This is a genomic window from Streptomyces sp. NPDC050263, from assembly GCF_040655955.1.
GTDB lineage: Bacteria > Actinomycetota > Actinomycetes > Streptomycetales > Streptomycetaceae > Streptomyces.
In genome coordinates this window covers 44,053-62,338 of the sequence record NZ_JBFAKW010000053.1, presented here as the reverse complement: position 1 = coordinate 62,338, position 18,286 = coordinate 44,053, and the positions used below count along the sequence as shown (strand labels likewise).

Here is an 18,286-nt window from a genome sequence, read left to right as displayed (position 1 = left end):
CGCCGCGACCGAAACCGACTGACCGACAGCAACCAACGACACGGGGGTCACGTTTCAACCGCCCAAAATGGGTCAAATTTCAGCCGCCCCCGACAGAGGAGTACGGTCCCCTCACGGTGAGGCCTGACGTGCCGTCGCGGCCCGCTAGGCCCAGGGCCAGTGGGCGAGTTCAGCCCACTGAGACCGAGGATGTTCGGCGAATGGAACGGGACGCCCTCGACCAGGAACTCGGCTTGGCGGGGGCCGCCGGCGAGCAGCCTCGCGACTTGAGGCAATGGCCGCTGTACCGGCGCATGAAGGAAATCGCGGAGCGCCCGCCCCCGAGCTGCCGAACCGCGTGCGAGGCATGATCCTTGGAGATGACGCCATCGCTCCGGATGAGCGAGCCGCTGGTGCGGTTCTCGTGAACCTGGAGGCGGATAACTAAGGGAAAGCGGAACCCGGCGCCCAACCGACGCGACAACCTGTCCTAGGCCCGGAAAATCCTTGCTACACAAACACAGAATCTCCGTCAGTACACCGACGGAGACTCATTGACGATCGAGGTTCGAAGGCCGATCTGGTTCCTGTGCCCAATCCGGGGACCGGCACTGGAACTGCAAGAGATTAGGCTGAGCACTAGGTGTTGCTGTCATGTGTAGAAGATGTCGTTTCGGTCTGATTCTTCAGATCTTGACTTCGTAACTCACCCCAAGCGCCTCTAGGTGACTCCTCAGCCTTTTTATCACCCCCAACAGATAATCATCGATATCGTCCGGGAATGGAATCCGGTTATTGGATTGATTCTCTCCCCGTTCCCATGATATGCGCAGCAGTCTTATGTGTGCGATGAATTTACTGAGAATGTCCGGCGGAGGGAATGACTCGTACAGTCCAGCCTTTGAGGTCAGGATATTTTCGATCTCGCTGTTGATTGCTAGTATCTGCTCAATGGCCTCTATTCTAGTAAGGTCACCACCTGCCTTGACGTCTGTAATGTGGTCGACGAGCCGCCATCGAGTACCATCGTCTTGCTTATCGGGTAGAAGATCGCGCAGACTCTCACTAGCGCGCCTGCGCATGTAAATTGGTCCGTATAGTTCATTTAGTTGCTGACGGAGGAAATCCACGTTGCGTTGTCTTTCTGTATGCGCCGTTTGAGACCTAGTTGACCTCCAAGCAAGCGCCGCCGCCGAAATTGCCGCGATAGCCGCGATCCCGGCCGCAACAAGTGTTACCCACCACTTTGTGTTAGCGGTCTCGCCTGCTACCCAGGAAAATACGGATATCATTGAATCCTCCTAGCGTGCGAATTTATCCACATGCTTCCGCTCATTCCGGGTTCTGCGGTAGTGGATAGAATTTCATAACCTGAGGAATCCAGGGCGTTGCTCACCTCTGCCTCTGAATAGAGGTGGAACCAACGGTCGCCCACCTCATGGCATTTTTCCCAGCCTTCCCCTGTGCCATGGCGTACTGCTACAAACAAAATTCCTCCCGGCTTCAGGACGCGCCTAAATTCCGCAAGCGTGCGTGCCGCTTGCCCCGTAGACAGGTGCACAAGGGAAGCGCATGACCAGAGACCGAAAAAGCTCATGTCCTCGAAGGGGAGCGCCCGGAAATCTGATTGGATGAGTGGGGTCGACGGCGACTGAGCATGAGCTATCTTTAGGAGGCCGTGTGACAAGTCACAGCCTGCGACGCGGACGCCCTCCCGCCTTAGGGCTTCGCAGTCCCGCCCCGCGCCACAACCGACGTCTAGGACCCAACCGTTCCGATTTGGCAGTGAATTCAGAAAGCGCTGCCGATGCGTGCTCAAGTCTGCCTTCTTGAATCGTGCAGCATATTTTTCTGCTCTAAGGTCGTAGCTTTTAACGGTCTTCTTGAGGCGACTTTCGGTGAGAGGTTCTTCCATGGCGGATGCGTCGCTTTCGGAAATCGCTTGGAGGGTGGATTTATATAGCCTGCCGTCAGATCAGCTGAGAGGCGACTTACTCAAGCGCGCATGGCAAGCTGATGTTTGGCCGCACCCATTCACCGAGTCAGTGACCTTGTGACCTTGTGGAGTGATCCACGTTGTCCTCTCCCTGTCGCGGCCTCCTTAGTAATAGGCTAGCTTCCTTGGCTTCTGACCGCATCTCTCGCTTATTCTTCCTGTTGGTAGTGGCATGCCCCGTGGACATGAGACGCAAGGTCCAGAAATAAGTTGCTGCTCTCCGAGGGGGCGCGCAAAAAAGATCACTTCAGTCCGATGAGGCGAACGGGCTGGCCATCAGAGAACCGTGGTTGACAGGGTCAGCACAGCGGCGGGGACAACTCTGTACTGAGGCTGGTCCTTTATAGCTTGTGGAGCTCACGGTGCTACCGGTGCCACAGGCCAAAGGATCAACGGCAACGAGATCGACTACTTTCTTCCGAAAGACGCCAGCGCGAAGCGCCTGGAGGAGTTCAAGACCGCATACGGTCTACCCAAAAGCACAGCACTCTTCAACGTGCAGCATCAAGCTCAGCAATCCGTGTCCGGATTTCCGTGATGGAATTTTGTATGTCGTCGTCAAGGTCTCGAGGGAAGGAGACCCTCGGTCCTTCGAGGTCGCCTTTCTTACTCCATGCGACCTGAAGTTGCCTTGAGTGAGAAACGAATTTTTGGAAGCTTTCGGGTGGCGGGAATTTGTCCACTAGTCCAAATTGTGAAACCAGTAGATCCTCGATAGTTTTGTTGATCTTGATTATTTCTTCGATCGTCCCTATCTTGCTTTTCTCGTCCTCCGCGATTATCTCGTCGATGTGGTCAACGAGGCGCCAATCTTGCGGTCGCTCCCCACTCGCATGCAAAGTAGCGTACAGACTCTTGCTAGCCTGCCTTAGCATGTAGAGCTGCCCGTATAGGTTGTTCAACTGTCGTCGACAGTATTCGATTCTCCGTTCGACTCTTACTGCTTCCCTCTGTCTATTGGCGGTTTTGGTTGCAATGACAGCAGCAACGATGGCGGCGACGGCTGCCACAACGGAGGCGATCACTTGGGGGGAGAAGATGTTACTCGTGACCCAGGGGCTACCAGCTTGCTCAATGCCGACCTGCATGTGATGTGCGCACTTTTCATTCATTGCGACCCCTTCGTGGCGAACACGCTGATCCAGCTGCCTCGAATCAAACCTGGCTCGATAATCGATGTTTCGATCGAAAATCCAGCCTCATCGACGATGTTCTCTACTTCGTCTTTAGCGTACAGCTGGAACCATCGGGCCCCGCCGGCTCCATCGTCTCGCCATTCGTTTCCTGACCCATGGCGAACGGTTAGGAACAGAATTCCTCCTGGTGTCAGGATACGCTCAAACTCCGAGATTGCCTTCCGGAAGCCTGGTGGAGGCATGTGAACCAAGGAAGCGCAAGACCAAACCCCTGAAAAAGATGCATCTCGAACAGGAAGTTTCCGAAGGTCACTCATAACTAGTTTCTGGCATCCGGCTCCCCGTGCCAATTTGAGTAGCCCCATTGAGAGGTCTACGCCCAGAACCTCTAGCCCCCTGGATGACAGCTCAACGTAGTCCCTGCCGCTACCGCAACCGGCGTCCAATACGGATGCATTGCCGTAGGGGAGCATAGAATGAAATCGAGAGATATGACTTCTCAAAATGGTGGTCGAGAATCTATTGCTGTACTCTCGCGATGTGGCATCGTAGCTGTTGATAGTGCGGGTCAGAAATTCTTCTTCAGCTTGCATGTGCGGCCTCGTGTTGGCGCGTCTAGATGACTACTTGATTCCCCAGACTCGCAAGCCTGAGACGTGGATGGTGGGTCAAAAAGTGGAATGTGTGATGAATTTCAGCATTTGGGATATTTGTATATAGTTCTCCTTTTGGTTATGGATAGTCGCACCTGAGTCTCGCGCGCAGCAACTTTGACCCCACGCGCATGTGCGGCGCGCTGCACGCCCTAAGGGGCCGTCCCCGGAAGGGGGAGCCCCTTGAAGCAGGTCGTGACAACGCTTGCTAGGACATAAGCGCATCCTGCTGAGCGGCGCCACAGGTGCACTCGCAAGTGCATCGGGGGGAGGTACCGATGGGACTAGCAGGCTGTGCGGCGCGCTGTTTGATCAGTGAGCGGATCGCGCTCGGAGCGCGAGGCACGAGCTTGACCACGGCCTCTGCCGCCGCACGCGCCAGATCGTCGAGGACGGACTGGTAGATGTCGCGCGTGATGCGGCTGTCGCTGTGGCCCAGCGTCTCCGAGACCACCTTGATGTCGACACCTGCGGCGAGCATGAGGGTCGCGGCGCCGTGACGCAGGTCGTGCAGGCGGATGGGCGGCAGTCCGGCTTCGGCGACGAGCCGCTCGAAGAGATCGGAGATCTTGCCCGGGTGGAGCAGGGAGCCGTCCTCCTCGGTGAAGATGCGACCCGTGTCCTTCCAGGCGTCACCCCACTGACGCTTCTCCTCTTGCTGGAGGAGCCGACGTCGCTCCAGCGCGTCCACCGTCTCCTCGTCGAGGGCGACGGACCGGATGCCGCTGTTGGTCTTCGGAAGACCTTCGAGGATCTCCCAGCCGTCCTGGACCAGCTGGGTTGCGATCTCCAGGGAGCGTGTCCTCTTCGAGAAGTCGATCCAGCGAGGGCTGCATCCCTCGCCTCGACGCAGGCCACGGAACGAGATCAGGCGCCACATGGCATCCAGACGGTCCCCGTCGACATGGTCCAGGAACTGCCCGGTCTGTGCTGGAGTCCAGACCATCACCGGACTGGGCCTCTCGCCCGTAGCCCGCCAGTGAGCCACTCGCTCTTCGGTCCACACGAGCGCTTTGGGCTTGGTCCCGGGCTTCAGCTCGACGTGCTCGGCCGCGTTGTAGTTCGGGATGATCCGCTGTGCGATGGCGGTGTTGAGCGCGGCGCGAAGCGTGGCCCTGATGTGGTGCTGGGTGTTGACGCTGGTCACCCGACGGAAGGGCGGCATCTGGTCGATGGCTGCCTTGAGCCACTTCCTGCGGGCGCGGTTCTCAGCGCCCTTCCAGGCGATGGCCTTGAGCTCGTCGAGAGCCGCGCGCCTCTGGGCGTTCTGCTCCTGGATCTCGATGTTCGCCTCGTTGATGGCGTCGAACATGCGGTCCAGGTGGGGGACGTTGAGTTTGTCGAGTCGTACTTCCCCGAGGTGGGGCTTGAGATGAACCCGGAGGTCGCTCTCGTACCGCTTGTGTCCACCCGCGCGGAGGCGCTTCTTGCCGCCCAACCAGAGGTCGAGCCACTCGGACACCGACATCCTGGGGTTGAGGGCCTGCCCGGCGGCGAGTCGCCGACGCGTCTCGTCGTAGTCCGGCAGAGGCTCCTTGTTCTGGGCGCAGGTCTCCAGCATGTCGCTGATCGCGAGATGACCTGCTGGGTCGTCCTCGGCGGGTATGGCGAGCAGCGCACGGACCTTGTTCAGTTCCTTGGTCGCCTCAGCCGAGGTCTCGAAGCCGCTACGGCGGAACTCCCGGCGGGTGCCGTCGGCCCGGTTGCCCAGCTCATGGCGTATCGCCCACGTGCCGTGGCGCCGGTTGGCGAGTTTGGGGCACGACTTGCTGTAGTTCTTGCCGGTCTCTGGGTTGCGACACGAGCAGCGCCGGGTGGTTGTGCCGCCGGAGGTGGTGGTGCTGGTCACGCTAGTCCTGGGGGTTGGGTTCGTCGACGAACGAGAGATCGGCGGGGAGGGCGGGCGGAACCAGCCCGCGTCCCCGCATCACCTGGCGGAACTCCCGCAGCTCTCTGCAGTCGTCGAAGGCGAGTTGCTCGTACGAGGCTGCGGCTTCCAGAAGGGTCTCGCGCCGACCCGGGTCGAGCGTGATGCTGGCCTTCCGGCGTCGTTCCTTCGCCAGGCGGGTGGATGTCGCAGCCGTGGCCACCGCGTCGCTGTGGGCGCGGAAAGTGTCCAGCACCCCTCGCGCGGAGCCTTGCGATGCGGGCTCCTCCAGCGGCGTCTCGCCGGTGAACCAGGCCACCGCCTCCCAGGTCGGGACCTCCCGGTCGGGAAGCACGGCGACCGAGGCTTCCGCACCCAAGGGGAACAGCAGGCTGATCGGTGGGACCTTGTAGACCTCGGCGAGTACGAGGAACTCCGCCAGGTCGATCGAACTGCGGCGCCCGGTCTCCAGGTTTGTGATCGTCGTCTTGGGGACTGCCAGGCCCAGGGCGGCGCACGCCTGCGCGGCTTCCGCCACAGTGAGGCCGGCGGCCTTGCGGGCCTGGCGCATCTGCTCGGCGACGCGGGCGGTGAAGCTCGGCGACCAGTCTCCATTCGTCATGGCTACAACTTACATCGCAAAAATGAGCCGCTGCAACATTCGTGGTACATGTTCTGCCGTCACTGCACATCCCGGCGATCGGAATGCATCATGGCGATACTCATGGCTGGCCGCGGGATGACCCGCGAAGAGTTGCTCGCTCTGCCTGTTGCCGTCGACCTAGACACCGCCAACAAGGCGCTGACGATCGGCCGCAGTACGGGATACGCCCTCGCGAAGAGGGGGGAGTACCCGGTCTCCGTCCTCAGGTTGGGCAACGCATACCGCGTGGTCACGGCGGAGCTGCATCGGATTCTCGGGGTAGGTCCGGAGCAAACGGCTGAACGCGGGGAACCGTGTGCCTAGCCGCGGCGACGATGGATGGGCTGTGCTCCACGAGAGCTGCCTGCAGTCGGCCCGTCTGCAGGCTCGCGGACTTCGAGGAGGATGGCGCCGAACACGACGCTTCCTCTGGAGCGCGCGCCGGCGCGGAGTCGAGGGGCGAAGGGCGGCGGGGTCGGGGACTGCCGTCTGCCCCGCTGCCGTGCCGGACATCAACTTGACTGTGACATACAGGTGTTCGGGGCTGCCTGGGCCCGCTCGGCGGCAGAAGAGGTGTCAGGCCACAGGCGCCGAGCGAGAGCGGTCGCTGCGGTGGTCATCTGCGCGTGGGTGGGCTGTTCGGCCTGCGGGTCCAGGACGGTGGGCGGATGCGGGCTGTGCCCGGGACCGTGGATGATTCCCCGGTTGGCGGGGAAGCGTCCCAGGACTGGTGTCCCGTAGCGGGCGAGCTGGTCCTCGACGGCCAGGTCGAACTCGTCGGGCGGCATGTTCTGGTCGGCGGAGGTGAGGAGCAGCATCCCGGTCAGGGGGCGCTTCGGGGTCCATCGGCCCAGTTCCTGCTGCCGCCACTGCATGGCCGACTCGGCCGGCGTCAGCATCACGGCCCTGCCGTCCTGCCCGGTTGTGGCGGGGAGCGGGATGTGCCGCTCGTAGGGCTCTGCCCGGTGCACGAGGATCCTTGCGTCGGCGAGTCGGCTGAGGGTCCTGTCTTCCGAGGGCCAGTCGTCATTTCTGCCGATCAGGATGACTCGGTCGTAGGTGCGTCGGGCGTGCGCCAACGCGGCGGCGACTGTCTCGCCGTCGCGGGAGACTTCCAGGGATCAGAGTTCTCCGGGTGGTGGGGCGACGCGAAGCCGCCGCCATCCCGCGACCGTCTCCGGGACCGGGGCTGTGGCCCATGCCGGCCGGCCCCGGTCGAGGAGGCCGAACCCATGGTCCGGGTCCTGGGCCAGGACGACGGCGGTGGCCAGGCCCTGGGTCGTCCAGACGGCCGCGATCTGCTCGGCGATCCAGGACAGGTCTTCCCGGGCCACGCCGTCGGTGAGTGGTACGCCGGTGAGCTGGATGACGGCACCGTCGCGGTCCGGGACACCGCGGTCCGGGCTGCTGGCGTTGGTTTGCGGACGGCTGACGCTGAGACGATCACCGACAGCCGTCAGCGGCCGTGGACCGGGCGCCTGAATGTACGAGCCGAACGAGGCTTTCCGGCTGTGGACGGTGAGCACGCCCCGCCAGCCCCACCTCCCGGGACGCGGCGCCAGCCGTACCGTGCACCCCTCGGTGTCGCAGGTGTGGTTCAGGATGCGCAGGCCGCAGCCCACGACGTGGTCCGTGAGCACCTCGATGAGCCGGGCGTCGTCGAACTGTGGCCCGGCCACCTGACGTTCCACGATCCAGTCGAGCCCGTAGTCGGTCATCCGGGTGTCCACCTGCACCCCGGCGTAGCCGGCCAGGCTGTCCCACAGGCGCGGACGCCGCAGCAGCGCACTGCCCATCGCGGAGGAGGCGCTGAGCCGGCGAACCAGACTGCGCGCGGCCGGCTCCTTCCGTTTGGGCCCGGGTGCGGGACACTGAGGATCCCACTGCACGCTGTGCCCGGCCGCACGGATCTGCCCATCGTGGGCGGCCAGCAGCGCAGCCAGGTCCTCCCCGTGAGGTCCGGTCACCCACACCGCCGGTTCGGCCGACCACCACGACTGTTCGTACAGCCAGGTGCGGAACCCGAACCGCAACCGTGCACCGTCCATCTGCACGACCAGTCCGCGCACCCCGCGCCACGGTCCCTTCTTCGTGAGGGAGGGCAGCAGCCCGAACAGCGCCTGCACCTCCTCGGCCCGCTCCACCCGCAGTACCAAGCCCTCGTCCTCCGGCTTGGCCTCCCGTACCCCGAACGGCCGGGTCTGTCCGGTCACCGCGCCCAGCGCGGAGACAAGCACCGACTCCAGCCGCGCCTGGTTCGCCGAAGCGACTGGGACCAACTGGTCGAAGCGTTGAAGTGTGCCGAGGCGCAGCCGAGCGCCTTCCAAAGACTCACCGGTGAGCTGGGCGGCGGCGTTGCTGATCTGGTCGATGCTGTACATGGCGTGTTCCTTCCAGGCCGCCCCCCGACCTGGGCAGCGAAGGCGCATGTGAACACAGCAACAACACACAGGAAATGACGAAGATCAAACGACGTAGGTTCTCTGCTGATGCCCAGTGGTCGGGGCGGGCACCCAGAACTGGCCGCGTCCGAGGCCAGGCGGGACGAAACTAACCCATGCGTCCGTCGGGCTCCAACTGCATCACATGCTTATCGCTCGACTGGCGGTACGGACCCGGTTCGTTGTCGGTCTGGACAGCCTGCAGGGCCGTGCCCTGAACAGCCGGTGAAGGCTGGCGCTGCCGGGCAGTCGCTCCGCCGACGGTCGCATTGGGATGGGGATTTTCTCGAAGGGGGTTCTTCTGCACATGACGGGTATCAAGGTGGCAATGTGTACAGGCAATACCGGGAAGTTCCGAACAGCCCAGGAGCATCTTGCTCCATGGGGCATTGAAGTGGAACAGGTGCCGCTGGAGCTGGACGAGATCCAGACGGCGTCAGTCGTCGAGATTGCGCAGCACAAGGCTCGACAGGCGTATGCGATTCTCGGGCGGCCGTTGTTCGTCGAAGACTCAGGTTTCTACATCGAGGAGTTCGGCGGCTGGCCGGGGCCTATGGTCAAGCAGGCACTTGAGGCCTTCGGACCCAGCGGACTTACGCATCTCGCAGATCTCACGGAAAGAAGGACCTGCCGTTTCGCGAGTGCCGCCGTCTACGCGGAAGCTGACGGCCAGTTGAACACCTTCGCAGAGGACACGCGTAACCCAGGAACGATTGCGGCCGCTCCCGTTCGTGGAAACAGTTCACGGTCCTGGTCCGATCTGTGGTCGATCTTCGTGCCGAGCGGCGCAGTCACGACGCTGGCCGCGTTGCCGGAGGACGAGCAGAACCGTGTGTTCGCCGAGTGGGGAAAGAGTTCGGTCGTCGCAGCCTTGGGCGAGTGGCTGGCGCAGTCTCGTTGACATTGCGACGGTGATATCACCAGAGGGATAGGGAGTCGGGCGGCCTGTGGCTCATGGTGGTCATCCGTCACTTGCCGGGCTCTCATCGGATCTCCCGGTTGTCCTGCGGGGCTGCCCGGTGAGGTCGGCGAGCGATCCGTTCGCTTAGAGGAGATCGCGTTGACGCCCTAGCTCCTGCCCATCGAGAGGTTCCAGCTATGTCTCGCCCGCTCGAAGAATCGCCCTACGCGTTCACCGTCCCGCCTCTGGTCGAAGCGGTGCCAGCGGCACGGGAGCGAGTTGCGGACCGCGCTCGGTGGCTTGGGCTGCATCTGGGCGAGGAAACGATCAACGACTTGAAGCTGCTCACCGGGGAACTGGTTGCGAACTCGGTCACGCACACGAAGGCCGCGTGTGTGGTGTGCGTACGGTGGACCGGAGAGCGGCTCCGCGTGGAAGTCACGGATGCCGACCCCACCTCGGTGACTCCGTCCCAGGCGCTGTCCACGGACGAGCATGGCCGCGGCCTATTTCTCGTCGCAGCATTGGCAACAGAGTGGGGATCGCACCCCTGCACCGCGGGGAAGACCACTTGGTTCGAGCTGGCAGTCCCCACCTCTACGAAGCACACCGCAATCTTGACGTCCTCGCAGAGCGATGTGCCTGCTGAGAGGGTGATCGTCACCTGCGCAGGCAGTGCCCACCTGGCTTTCGCGAAAGCCGTACCAATAGCTGGTGCACAACCACGAGTTGAGCATCAAGCAGCCTGAGCGACGTCGACCACGCCGCTTCCATTCCCCGAAGCCAGGCATTGGCGCCTCGTGGCCTCCGTCCTGCCGGCCCCGGCGGAGTGCGGAACGTCATCGCGGCGGGGCGGGTCCAGTTGCCACTCCAGCTCCGCGAATCGCAGGACGCATTCGGACTCGCATAGGGGCTCAACACCGCGTTACCCGCGCTCTGCTCGTGAACCGGTGTCGGCGTGCTTGGTTTGGCGGTGCTCGAAGTCGTTGAGTCTCGACACCACTTCGCGATCAGTGGGGCGGGAAAAGTCGGTGGTTTTGGCGGCACCAGGGAACGCTGGCGCCGTTGCCTTATCCGCCAATTCCGAAGGGTAGCCCCTTGCGATCATTGCCCAGCGAACGTCGTATGACGTTGATCAGCTTCACCTGCGCTTCGGCGGGTGCCTGCCTGGCCTGTTCGAACTCCTCCGGACTCAGCGGGTCATGGAGCGGGGTGCGTTCGCCTCGCTCCACCTGGTTCAGGAAGGAATTTATGGCGCGGCCGAAATTGTCGATTTCCGTCGCAACCTCCGTGGGGGCGACCAGGGTTACGCGTATCAAGGCTGCGCTCCACTCGCCCCAGTCGTAGTCCCAGCCGCGCCGGTCACCATGCGCTCGCCGGAGTTCCATCGTGAACTTGGCGTAGTGACTGAACAGCTCCTGGTAGGCGGCAAGCTGCTGATCACGCGTCCACTGACGATCTTGAGCGCGGCGCGTGACGATACCGCCGACCAGCACACCCGCAGTGGCGGAAAGCGCACCAGCGGCCGTTGTCACCAGCGTGTCCAGCATCAAACCCCCTGAGGCCCCGCTGTCCCAACCTTCGGCGAGACGAACATACTGATCATCAGTCCTCGGAGACACCGATCTCCGGTGCAGGAAGTTCGGATCATAGGCCAGCGCGCGTCCCGCGTTCTTGGCAGACATCGTGACGATGCCCTGCCCTCCAGCTACGGGGTGAGCCGAAGGGCAGGGCGGCTTATCGGCAGAACGGTCGTGGCGAGACCAGGTTCCGTGGTGCTCTAGCGCAGCTCGCGAAGCAACGAGGCAGCGACGTCGGCCATGGTGTCGGTCAACGGCGCTTTCCTGCCCGTCCGTCGGAAGGCGCGCTCGACATTGGCGCACAACAGCAGGCGGGACAGCACGCCGCTGCGAGTCGACAGGACGTCGGAGAGCAGGGCCTGCACTCGGTCTGCGACCGTGGGCACGGTCAGGGAGGCGGACCACAAACAGGCCGCATCCCATCCGACCGGGCCCATGCCCCAGCTCTCCCAGTCGATGATCGACAGGCCGGGGCCGCAGAGGTTGGCGTATCCGAGATCGCCGTGGGCGCAGGCCCAGTCGGTGATCGTGGTGTCGATGTCCTTTCCGTAGACCTCGTGGATTCGACGGGTCAGGTGGGCCTGGCCCATGGACACGCGGTCCGTGGAGTGCTCCGAGAGGTTGACGAGCGCGGTCCGCAGGTCGATCCACCACCGCTCGGGCAGTCCAGGATCTGTGGTGATGTCGCCGGTGGCGGAGAGGGCTCCGTCTTCCACGAGCGTCATCTCGTCCGCCCGCCAGATCACGCCGCGTGCCTGGTCGGTCCAGACGGCTGCTGCCGACCATTCGGGGCGAGGCACGCCCTGGATGGCGGCTGCGGCCTCGAAGCCGGTCCAGGCCTGGGTGTCGATCTTCTCTATACGTCGCCAGGCGAGCCGGACCCAGGTGGCTTCGTCGGTTTGGAATCCGGCGGTTCCGTTGTACTTGCTGAAGTGGCCGTCCTCGCGCTTGAGCTGACGTCCGAGCCGGCGCTCGACGTCGTCGAGGACGTCGTCGAGCGGAACGGTCGAGAGGTCATCCAAGGTGGCTTGCACTTATTGGTCCTTCCTGGACGGGGCTCCTGCGCTCACGGTAGCCCTCTCGCGCAGCAGCGCCCGATACACCGTCACCGTCTTGGTGTTGACCTCAAGTCGCGAGCCACCGACAGCCTCGGCGAGGTGCTCGACGTGGGAGGTGCCGACCGCGAGACGGGTGACTTCGGGTATCGCGAACGCTGCGGCGACGCCTGCCTGAAGCGTGCTGCACTGCTGTCCCGGGACGAGAAACGTGGAGGTGTCCACGGTCTGCCAGATCGGGTCGTCCGCGTTCCCCGCGAAGGGAGCCATTCCCCACAGCTCTGTGATCCCTGCGCGGTCGACGAGTTCGTCCACCGCGTTGAGGATCCCGGCGGAGACGGTGAGGCCGGCGCGGACCATCGCCACGTCCGGGCGTGGAATCTCCCAGCTGGCATCGAGGAGAGACCGAGGGTCCCAGCTGGAGAGCCCCCAGCTCTTGCAGAGTCCCGACTCGCGCATCTCCAGGAGCGCGGCGCAGGCGCCGGCGAAGCCGGCGACCGAGGACTCGGGGTTGTGCAGGAGCACTGTGTCCGGCGTACGGCCGAGTTCCTGGGCCGACTGCTCGACGGCAGCGCGAAGCCGCGCCGGGTCGAGGTCGTGGCCGTCGGGGAAGTAGCCGACCTTCGTGGAGATGGTGAAGGCGGCGAGCAGGTCGTCGGCGATCGCCGCGAGGGTCCGGTGGGAGGTGAAGTGGTGGTAGTTGAACGCGGTGTCGAGGTCAGTGACACCCTGCTCCAGGGCGCCTTCTAGAAGGTGTCGGGTGTGACGAGTTCGGTGTAGGCCGAGAGCGATTCGACGGTCAGCGGTGCGCACAGCCCCTCCTGGATCAGGTTCTCGGCGAGCGTGGTGAGGTCTTGGTCGTCGTCGGTGAGGCGCACTGGGTGCCCGGACAGGAGAGTGCGAAGGGCGGGTTCCGCGCGGCTGTGGAAGGTGAGGCGCTTGCCGCCGCCGACCACCTGGACCGTGTCGCCAGAAGGTGTGATGACGGGTTCGAACTCCGTGACAGCCGCGGTGTACTGGAGCGGGCCGAACACCGGGATGTGGGGCATGTGCCGAGCGGGCGGCGTGTTCGCGCGCAGTTCCGCGAGGTATCGCTTGGGGTCGTACTCGCGGGCGAGGGCGGTCAGCTTCGTGGCGAGCACGTCGCCGTCGACGGTGTCGTCGCTGCGCTCCAGGTCCGTACGGAAGTCCTCGTCGGCGCGCGCGGCGTCGGACAGGAAGTTGGCCCAGGTCACACCGGTGCGCTTGGTGAGGCCGAAGGTCACGTGGAGGGAGTGGCCGTTGTCGCCGGAGCCGATCCTCGTTGCGGTGTGCCAGAAGCCGCGGGGTATGTGTATGACGTCGCCGGCCTGCATGGTGCCCTTCCAGAGCACCTCCTCCGACGGAGTGAGGTTGCGTTCGGCGTCGCGGTACATCGGTGCTGGGCGGGAGGGGCCTCGGACCTCCCAGGACTTCTCGCCGGAGAGCTGGACGGCGATTACGTCGTGGTCGTCCCAGTGCAGGTTGAAGCCGTCCGTGTCGCCGACGGCCAGGTAGGCGTTGGCCGAGGTGAGCTCGCCGGACCACCAGCCCAGCGCGCGGCAGGCGACTTCGAGGGTCGGGTCGAAGGAGTCGACGTGGTCCAGGACCACGGTTCCGCCGCCGTTGAGGATCCGGCCGAGGGCCGCCATGTCGGCCTGGCTGACGGCCTGCCTGCGCCGGTTGACGTTCGTCGACAGGAAGAGTGAGGGGTGCACCTCGTCTCCCTCGGCGTAGCAGCGCAGCTGGGGGTTGGCGAGCTGGCGGTGCCGGATGGTCTCCAGCAGCCGGTTCGGGGTCATCAGCCGGGCGATCAGATCCGGGTCGGCGAGGTGCCCGCGAGCGAACGCGGTGCCCACGGGCCCCGGCCCGCCCCAGCCGAGCGCCTTCTCGATACCTGTGACGAGCCGGTGCTCCATGGTTCCTCCTACTCCTTGGGAAGGTTCAGGTCGCGGTTGTCGCCGTCATCGCCCGCGCTGTTCTGCGAACTGGTGATGTCGGACCGTTCCGCCTCGCTGCGGTCGTGGGCCACGGCGAGCTGCTCGACGGCGACCAGCAGGCCGACACTGGTCCCGCCGCCCTCCTTCTTGGCCTTTGTACTCTTCGCGGTCGTGGTCACTCGGGTCTCCTCTCATCGGGGCCCTCGGTAGGCGAGTGGCCCGGGAATCCTGCGGCTGCAGGGGACGCAGCCGCTGAGTGGTGGTGCTGTCTGGCGCGGTGGGCGCCAGAAACCGCCCCGTGTTTGAGGCGTTCTCGGGTGGTGCAGGGGCGGTGCTCGTCGGCGGCGCGGTGCGCCGCGTGTCCGGCTGACGTGCCTGTGTTTGCGGAACCACGTGCTCCGCGACGCCAGCCATGGAGTCTCCGGGGCTTAACCCTGCCGCTGGTTGGCGGACTTCGCACATCACGGCCGTGATATCTCTCCAGTGATCCAGCAGCACTCGGCTCGGCGCCCGAGTTCTGGCGGAACTGCGGCTTCGGCCAGGTCAGTCCGGGCGTCGTCGGTAGTGCAGTCCGGGTGCGCGGTCGAGATCGAGGACGAAGCCGTTGATCGCCAGCTTGTCGTCGCCCGACGTGGCGGTAGGGAGCGTGAGCGTGTAGCCGTCCCCCGTGTACGTCGCGGACCCAGTGCGGGCAAGGCGGTCGCGTGTGCCTCGACGCCACAGGTACAGCGAGTCCTCGCTGCGGGTCAGGCGGACGGTGCCGGGCACGTCGTCGCAGGCGTATGTGCCGAGAGGGGTGTGTGGCGGGTCGGCGTCGGAGTGGTTCGTCGGCGAGGGCGGTGGCTCGGATCGGCGCTGCACGGATCGGGACAGAACTTCGCCGATGTCCGCTGTGGAGCAGGGATCGAGGTTGGCAAGAACGGTGGCGACGACGCTGTCGGCAGCGATTCCAGCATGGTTGGACAGGCAGATGACACGGAGTCCTGAGCTGGTGAGGTGGGTGGCCGCGGAGAACCCCTGTTCGTGACCGTAGTGGAAGACGGCGGTGCGGCTGGGGCCGCGGCTGGCGTACAGGCCGGCTCCGTACGTGAACGGAGGGTGGTCGCTGGGCCGATAGCCGAGTTGCCGCTCGAATGGGAGTGCGGCATCGGCGCAAGGTTGCCATTCGTGGTGCAGGTGGTCGAGCCACTGGTCGAGGTCTGCGGCGGAACACCACAGCGAGCCGGGGCCGGGCAGGGCGACCGGGCGCTCCTGGTGGAGCCAGCCGGGGGTGGTGCCCCGGTAGCTGGCGGCGGCGCCGGGGATGACCTCACGCGGATCGCTCTTGAATCGAGCAGCGGTCATGCCGAGCGGGGTGAAGACCTGCTCATCGGCAACTTCCTGTAATGCAGCGTCGTGGACGTGCCTGAGGACTGCGCCGAGGAGGAGATATCCGGTGTTGCTGTACAAGAAGCGGCCGGGCTCGACGGCTCGGTGGCCCTGACGGTAGGCCAGTTGCAGCAGGTCGTCGGCGGTGTAGTGATCGAGGTCGCGGAAACCGACCAGAGAGAGCATGGATTCGGCGTCGCGGATGCCGCCGTTGTGCCGGATGAGGTCGCCGATGGTCACGTCGGGGATCTGGAAGCGCGGCAGGATGTCGCCGACCGGCCGGTCCAGGTCGAGCAGCCGGTCACGTGCAGCGCGCACGCACAGGTACGCGGTGATCTGCTTGGCCACGGAGCCGACATTGAAGACGGTGTTCTCCCCGACGGGCGTGCCGAGTTCGACGCTCGCCACTCCGGTGTACGTCTGTGCCGGTGGTCGGTTGGCAGCGTGAACACGCAGGATCAGGCCGGGCTCATGGGTTCGGTCCGTAGGAATGGTGGCAGGCGTAGCGGCGGAGGCACTCGTCTTTGTCACAGGCTGAGAGCCTCGTGGTGGACGGCGTGCAGACGCTGGCGCAGGCCGGTGTCGGGGATGAGGGTGAGCGCGTGAGCGTGGTCGGCGGCTGTCGGGGCGAGCAGGTCGCGCTGTTGGGCGAGGTAGGCGGTCAGGAACCGGTGCAGGGTGCCGGTCGTCTGCGGCAGGACACGGGCGGTGTAGATCATGGTGAGGGGGAAGGCCCAGCAGGCGTGCAGGAAGCCGAAAGCAGGGCGCATCATCTGCTTCCACGGGGAGTGGAACCGGGCTTCGTCGCTGACTTTGGTGGCGGTGGCCGTGAGCGCGTCGTTGAGCCAGTTGTGGCCGGCTTCGTGGATGAGGTCGCGGGCCAGGACGACGGGCTCGTCGACGTGGTCACAGAAGACGGTGCCGGGCAGGCGGGTGATGGTCCAGCTGTCGAGGGCGTCGCCGAGTTGTTTGTGCCGCAGCAGAACCAGGACGACGGCGTGCGCGGCCAGCAGGTCGCCGAATCCGGTCTGTGCGCCCATGGAGCAGGCAGTGGCGGCCAGTTCCCGCAGGTCCGGTCCGGCTGCGATGGTGTCAGGGCCGAGCACGTAATACGGAGTCTCGGAGATTTCCGAGCGGGGCAGGCGGCCAAGGTCGGGGGCGACCATGATGCGCGGGCCGACCGCGGTGGGGGTGGACATCGCTGCTGTGTTCGCGTCCGTGTGGCTGGCGTACCAGTCGAAGGTGGTGGTGTCACTGGCGCGAGCGGCGGCTTCGGCGCCTTCAAGGACGTGGTGGGCCAGGCAGTAGTCGGCTGCCTCCGTTTCCGGAGGCCCAAGGGCGTCGGCCGAGTCCGGGGCGGCGGACCGGATGACAGCGCGGATCCGGAGAGTGCGGTCGCGATGCAGGATTTGGATGGGGGCGAACGAAAAGGCGATGGCAGGCGCGTCCACAGCGTAGGTCCTTCCGACTGGGCTGGGCCTGGGGCCGGACCGCGGTGGTCCGGCCCCAGGAGGTGCTCACGGGCGGCGTGCCGCCGGTGTGGTGCCCGATGATCAGACGGTGTTGTCCGTGCTGATCTCGGTCGTCGGCCAGCCCTCGGCGGAGACGCTGGAGGTGTGGGCGGTGCTGCGGACGGTCTCGTCGTCGCCGCGCAGGTCGTCCACGGCGGCGAGGAAGTCGCTGATCCGGTCGTTGTCCATGAGCATGCTCATCCTTTCCGAAACGGGGGGTCTTGAGGCCGTGCACCTGCTGGAGCCAGTGATGCGGCGGCGAGCGTGCGGATTTCACCGCGTCGTCCCTTCGGGAGAGGGCGGGGCAGTGACCGCGCTGAGCTTGCGCGGCTGTCGGGGGACTGCTTGGCACAGGGCGTCGCGAAGGTCGCTCATCGCAGGCCGGTCCTGCGGCACGTGGGTGAGAGCTGCGGAGATCGTCGGACGCAGGACCGGCGGTGCGGTGTCGAGCCGGGAATGGCCGTGACGAGGTATGTCCGCGCACAAGAAGCGGTAGACCAGGACCGCGAGGCTGAAGGTGTCGGCGGCCGGGGTGGCACGGTCGTAGGAGGTCGCGTACTCGGGAGGCCAGTGCACCTCGGGGCCCCGGGCCACGGGCCCGCGCGGGGTGTCGGTGCGGCGGGCCGCACCCAGGTCGGTGATCAGTCCGCGGCCGTCACGGATGAGGATGTTCTCCTGGTAGACGTCACGGTGAACAATCCCGCGCTCGTGGAGGACGCACAGTCCCTCGGCGACGTCGGCAAGGATGCCCAGCCCGGCCGCTACCCCGTCGCGGTCACCGGTCGTGGCTGCCAGGAAGGGACGGAAGTTGCCGCCAGGGCAGTACGGCATGGTGTACCAGCTGAACCGGTCGGTACTGCCTTCCTCCAGTAACGGCACGACCCGTTCGGCTCCAGCAGCGGTGCGGGCGACGGCGATCTCGTGGCGGAAGTCCGCGTGGGTAAGGGCCCGTTCGACCTCGGTCATCTCCGCGTACCAGTAGAAGCCGTAGGCGGCCCGGCGGGTGTTCTCGTCGAGCTCGGCCAGGACGTGGTTGCTGCCGAAGCCGGCCTTGAGGACCACCGGGGGCGCGTCGTCGCGGCTGGCGAGGACCAGGGTGCTCGCGCGGGTGAAGGCCAGCAGGTCGTGTACGTACCAGCCGGCGTCAGCGATCTGGTCAAGGACCCAGGCAGCCGGATGGAGGGGATGCAGTTGCATG

General features: G+C 65.0%; 20 protein-coding genes. 3 read left to right on the top strand and 17 right to left on the bottom strand.

Going from position 1 to position 18,286, the window contains the following annotated elements:
- Positions 1–665: 665 nt before the first annotated feature.
- The 6 genes from AB0J04_RS23710 to AB0J04_RS23685 form a co-directional block, all read right to left on the bottom strand.
- Positions 666–1,271, bottom strand: coding sequence for a hypothetical protein (locus AB0J04_RS23710; RefSeq protein ID WP_363170541.1), 606 nt, complete (start codon positions 1,269–1,271; stop codon positions 666–668).
- Positions 1,268–1,894, bottom strand: coding sequence for a class I SAM-dependent methyltransferase (locus AB0J04_RS23705; protein WP_363170540.1), 627 nt, complete (start codon positions 1,892–1,894; stop codon positions 1,268–1,270). The genes AB0J04_RS23710 and AB0J04_RS23705 overlap by 4 nt, the downstream gene beginning before the upstream one ends.
- A 572-nt stretch (positions 1,895–2,466) precedes the next feature.
- Positions 2,467–3,063 (bottom strand): hypothetical protein, encoded by a 597-nt coding sequence (locus AB0J04_RS23700; protein WP_363170539.1) that lies wholly within the window; start codon positions 3,061–3,063, stop codon positions 2,467–2,469.
- Positions 3,064–3,083: 20 nt separating this feature from the next.
- On the bottom strand, positions 3,084–3,584 hold the full coding sequence (locus AB0J04_RS23695) for a class I SAM-dependent methyltransferase (protein WP_363170543.1): 501 nt from the start codon (positions 3,582–3,584) through the stop codon (positions 3,084–3,086).
- 388 nt (positions 3,585–3,972) lie between these two features.
- Positions 3,973–5,613, bottom strand: coding sequence for a tyrosine-type recombinase/integrase (locus tag AB0J04_RS23690; RefSeq protein ID WP_363170538.1), 1,641 nt, complete (start codon positions 5,611–5,613; stop codon positions 3,973–3,975).
- A 1-nt stretch (position 5,614) separates the two neighbouring features.
- A complete protein-coding gene (locus tag AB0J04_RS23685; protein WP_363170537.1) occupies positions 5,615–6,253 on the bottom strand; it encodes a helix-turn-helix transcriptional regulator in 639 nt (212 codons plus the stop codon).
- A gap of 90 nt (positions 6,254–6,343) precedes the next feature.
- Between AB0J04_RS23685 and AB0J04_RS23680 the strand changes: the two genes are divergently transcribed.
- A complete protein-coding gene (locus tag AB0J04_RS23680; RefSeq protein ID WP_363170536.1) occupies positions 6,344–6,598 on the top strand; it encodes an integrase in 255 nt (84 codons plus the stop codon).
- 188 nt (positions 6,599–6,786) lie between these two features.
- Here AB0J04_RS23680 and AB0J04_RS23675 read toward each other — a convergent pair whose 3' ends face one another.
- Positions 6,787–7,245 (bottom strand): hypothetical protein, encoded by a 459-nt coding sequence (locus AB0J04_RS23675; RefSeq protein ID WP_363170535.1) that lies wholly within the window; start codon positions 7,243–7,245, stop codon positions 6,787–6,789.
- Between the two features lie 150 nt (positions 7,246–7,395).
- Entirely contained in the window at positions 7,396–8,655 is a 1,260-nt protein-coding gene (locus AB0J04_RS23670; RefSeq protein ID WP_363170534.1) for a hypothetical protein, read from the bottom strand.
- Positions 8,656–9,022: 367 nt separating this feature from the next.
- Here AB0J04_RS23670 and AB0J04_RS23665 point away from each other — a divergent pair, with 367 nt between their 5' ends.
- Positions 9,023–9,616: a non-canonical purine NTP pyrophosphatase gene (locus AB0J04_RS23665; RefSeq protein WP_363170533.1), complete on the top strand. Its 594-nt coding sequence runs from the start codon at positions 9,023–9,025 to the stop codon at positions 9,614–9,616.
- Between the two features lie 197 nt (positions 9,617–9,813).
- The gene (locus tag AB0J04_RS23660; RefSeq protein ID WP_363170532.1) at positions 9,814–10,365 is read left to right on the top strand and encodes an ATP-binding protein; all 552 of its coding nucleotides are present in this window, start codon (positions 9,814–9,816) and stop codon (positions 10,363–10,365) included.
- A 321-nt stretch (positions 10,366–10,686) separates the two neighbouring features.
- On the opposite strand, the gene AB0J04_RS23655 is transcribed toward AB0J04_RS23660, so the two are convergent.
- The 9 genes from AB0J04_RS23655 to AB0J04_RS23615 all read right to left on the bottom strand — a co-directional run bounded on the left by AB0J04_RS23655 (position 10,687) and on the right by AB0J04_RS23615 (position 18,285).
- Complete coding sequence (locus tag AB0J04_RS23655; protein WP_363170531.1) at positions 10,687–11,301, bottom strand: hypothetical protein; 615 nt, start codon at positions 11,299–11,301, stop codon at positions 10,687–10,689.
- Positions 11,302–11,396: 95 nt separating this feature from the next.
- Positions 11,397–12,230, bottom strand: a complete 834-nt coding sequence (locus tag AB0J04_RS23650; RefSeq protein WP_363170530.1) for an aminoglycoside phosphotransferase — start codon at positions 12,228–12,230, stop codon at positions 11,397–11,399.
- Positions 12,231–13,064, bottom strand: coding sequence for an aldo/keto reductase (locus tag AB0J04_RS23645; protein ID WP_363170529.1), 834 nt, complete (start codon positions 13,062–13,064; stop codon positions 12,231–12,233).
- Positions 12,998–14,188 (bottom strand): cupin domain-containing protein, encoded by a 1,191-nt coding sequence (locus tag AB0J04_RS23640; RefSeq protein ID WP_363170528.1) that lies wholly within the window; start codon positions 14,186–14,188, stop codon positions 12,998–13,000. Before AB0J04_RS23640 ends, AB0J04_RS23645 begins: the two co-directional genes overlap by 67 nt.
- An 8-nt stretch (positions 14,189–14,196) precedes the next feature.
- The gene (locus tag AB0J04_RS23635) at positions 14,197–14,388 is read right to left on the bottom strand and encodes a hypothetical protein (RefSeq protein WP_328410708.1); all 192 of its coding nucleotides are present in this window, start codon (positions 14,386–14,388) and stop codon (positions 14,197–14,199) included.
- Between the two features lie 364 nt (positions 14,389–14,752).
- Positions 14,753–16,108 carry a serine hydrolase domain-containing protein gene (locus AB0J04_RS23630; protein WP_363170527.1) on the bottom strand — a complete coding sequence of 452 codons (1,356 nt, stop codon included), beginning with the start codon at positions 16,106–16,108 and terminating at the stop codon, positions 14,753–14,755.
- Complete coding sequence (locus tag AB0J04_RS23625) at positions 16,105–17,028, bottom strand: HEXXH motif-containing putative peptide modification protein (protein ID WP_363170526.1); 924 nt, start codon at positions 17,026–17,028, stop codon at positions 16,105–16,107. The genes AB0J04_RS23630 and AB0J04_RS23625 overlap by 4 nt, the downstream gene beginning before the upstream one ends.
- A gap of 102 nt (positions 17,029–17,130) precedes the next feature.
- Positions 17,131–17,283, bottom strand: coding sequence for a hypothetical protein (locus AB0J04_RS23620; RefSeq protein ID WP_363170525.1), 153 nt, complete (start codon positions 17,281–17,283; stop codon positions 17,131–17,133).
- Positions 17,284–17,361: 78 nt separating this feature from the next.
- Positions 17,362–18,285, bottom strand: coding sequence for a protein kinase (locus AB0J04_RS23615; RefSeq protein ID WP_363170524.1), 924 nt, complete (start codon positions 18,283–18,285; stop codon positions 17,362–17,364).
- Position 18,286 lies beyond the last annotated feature (1 nt).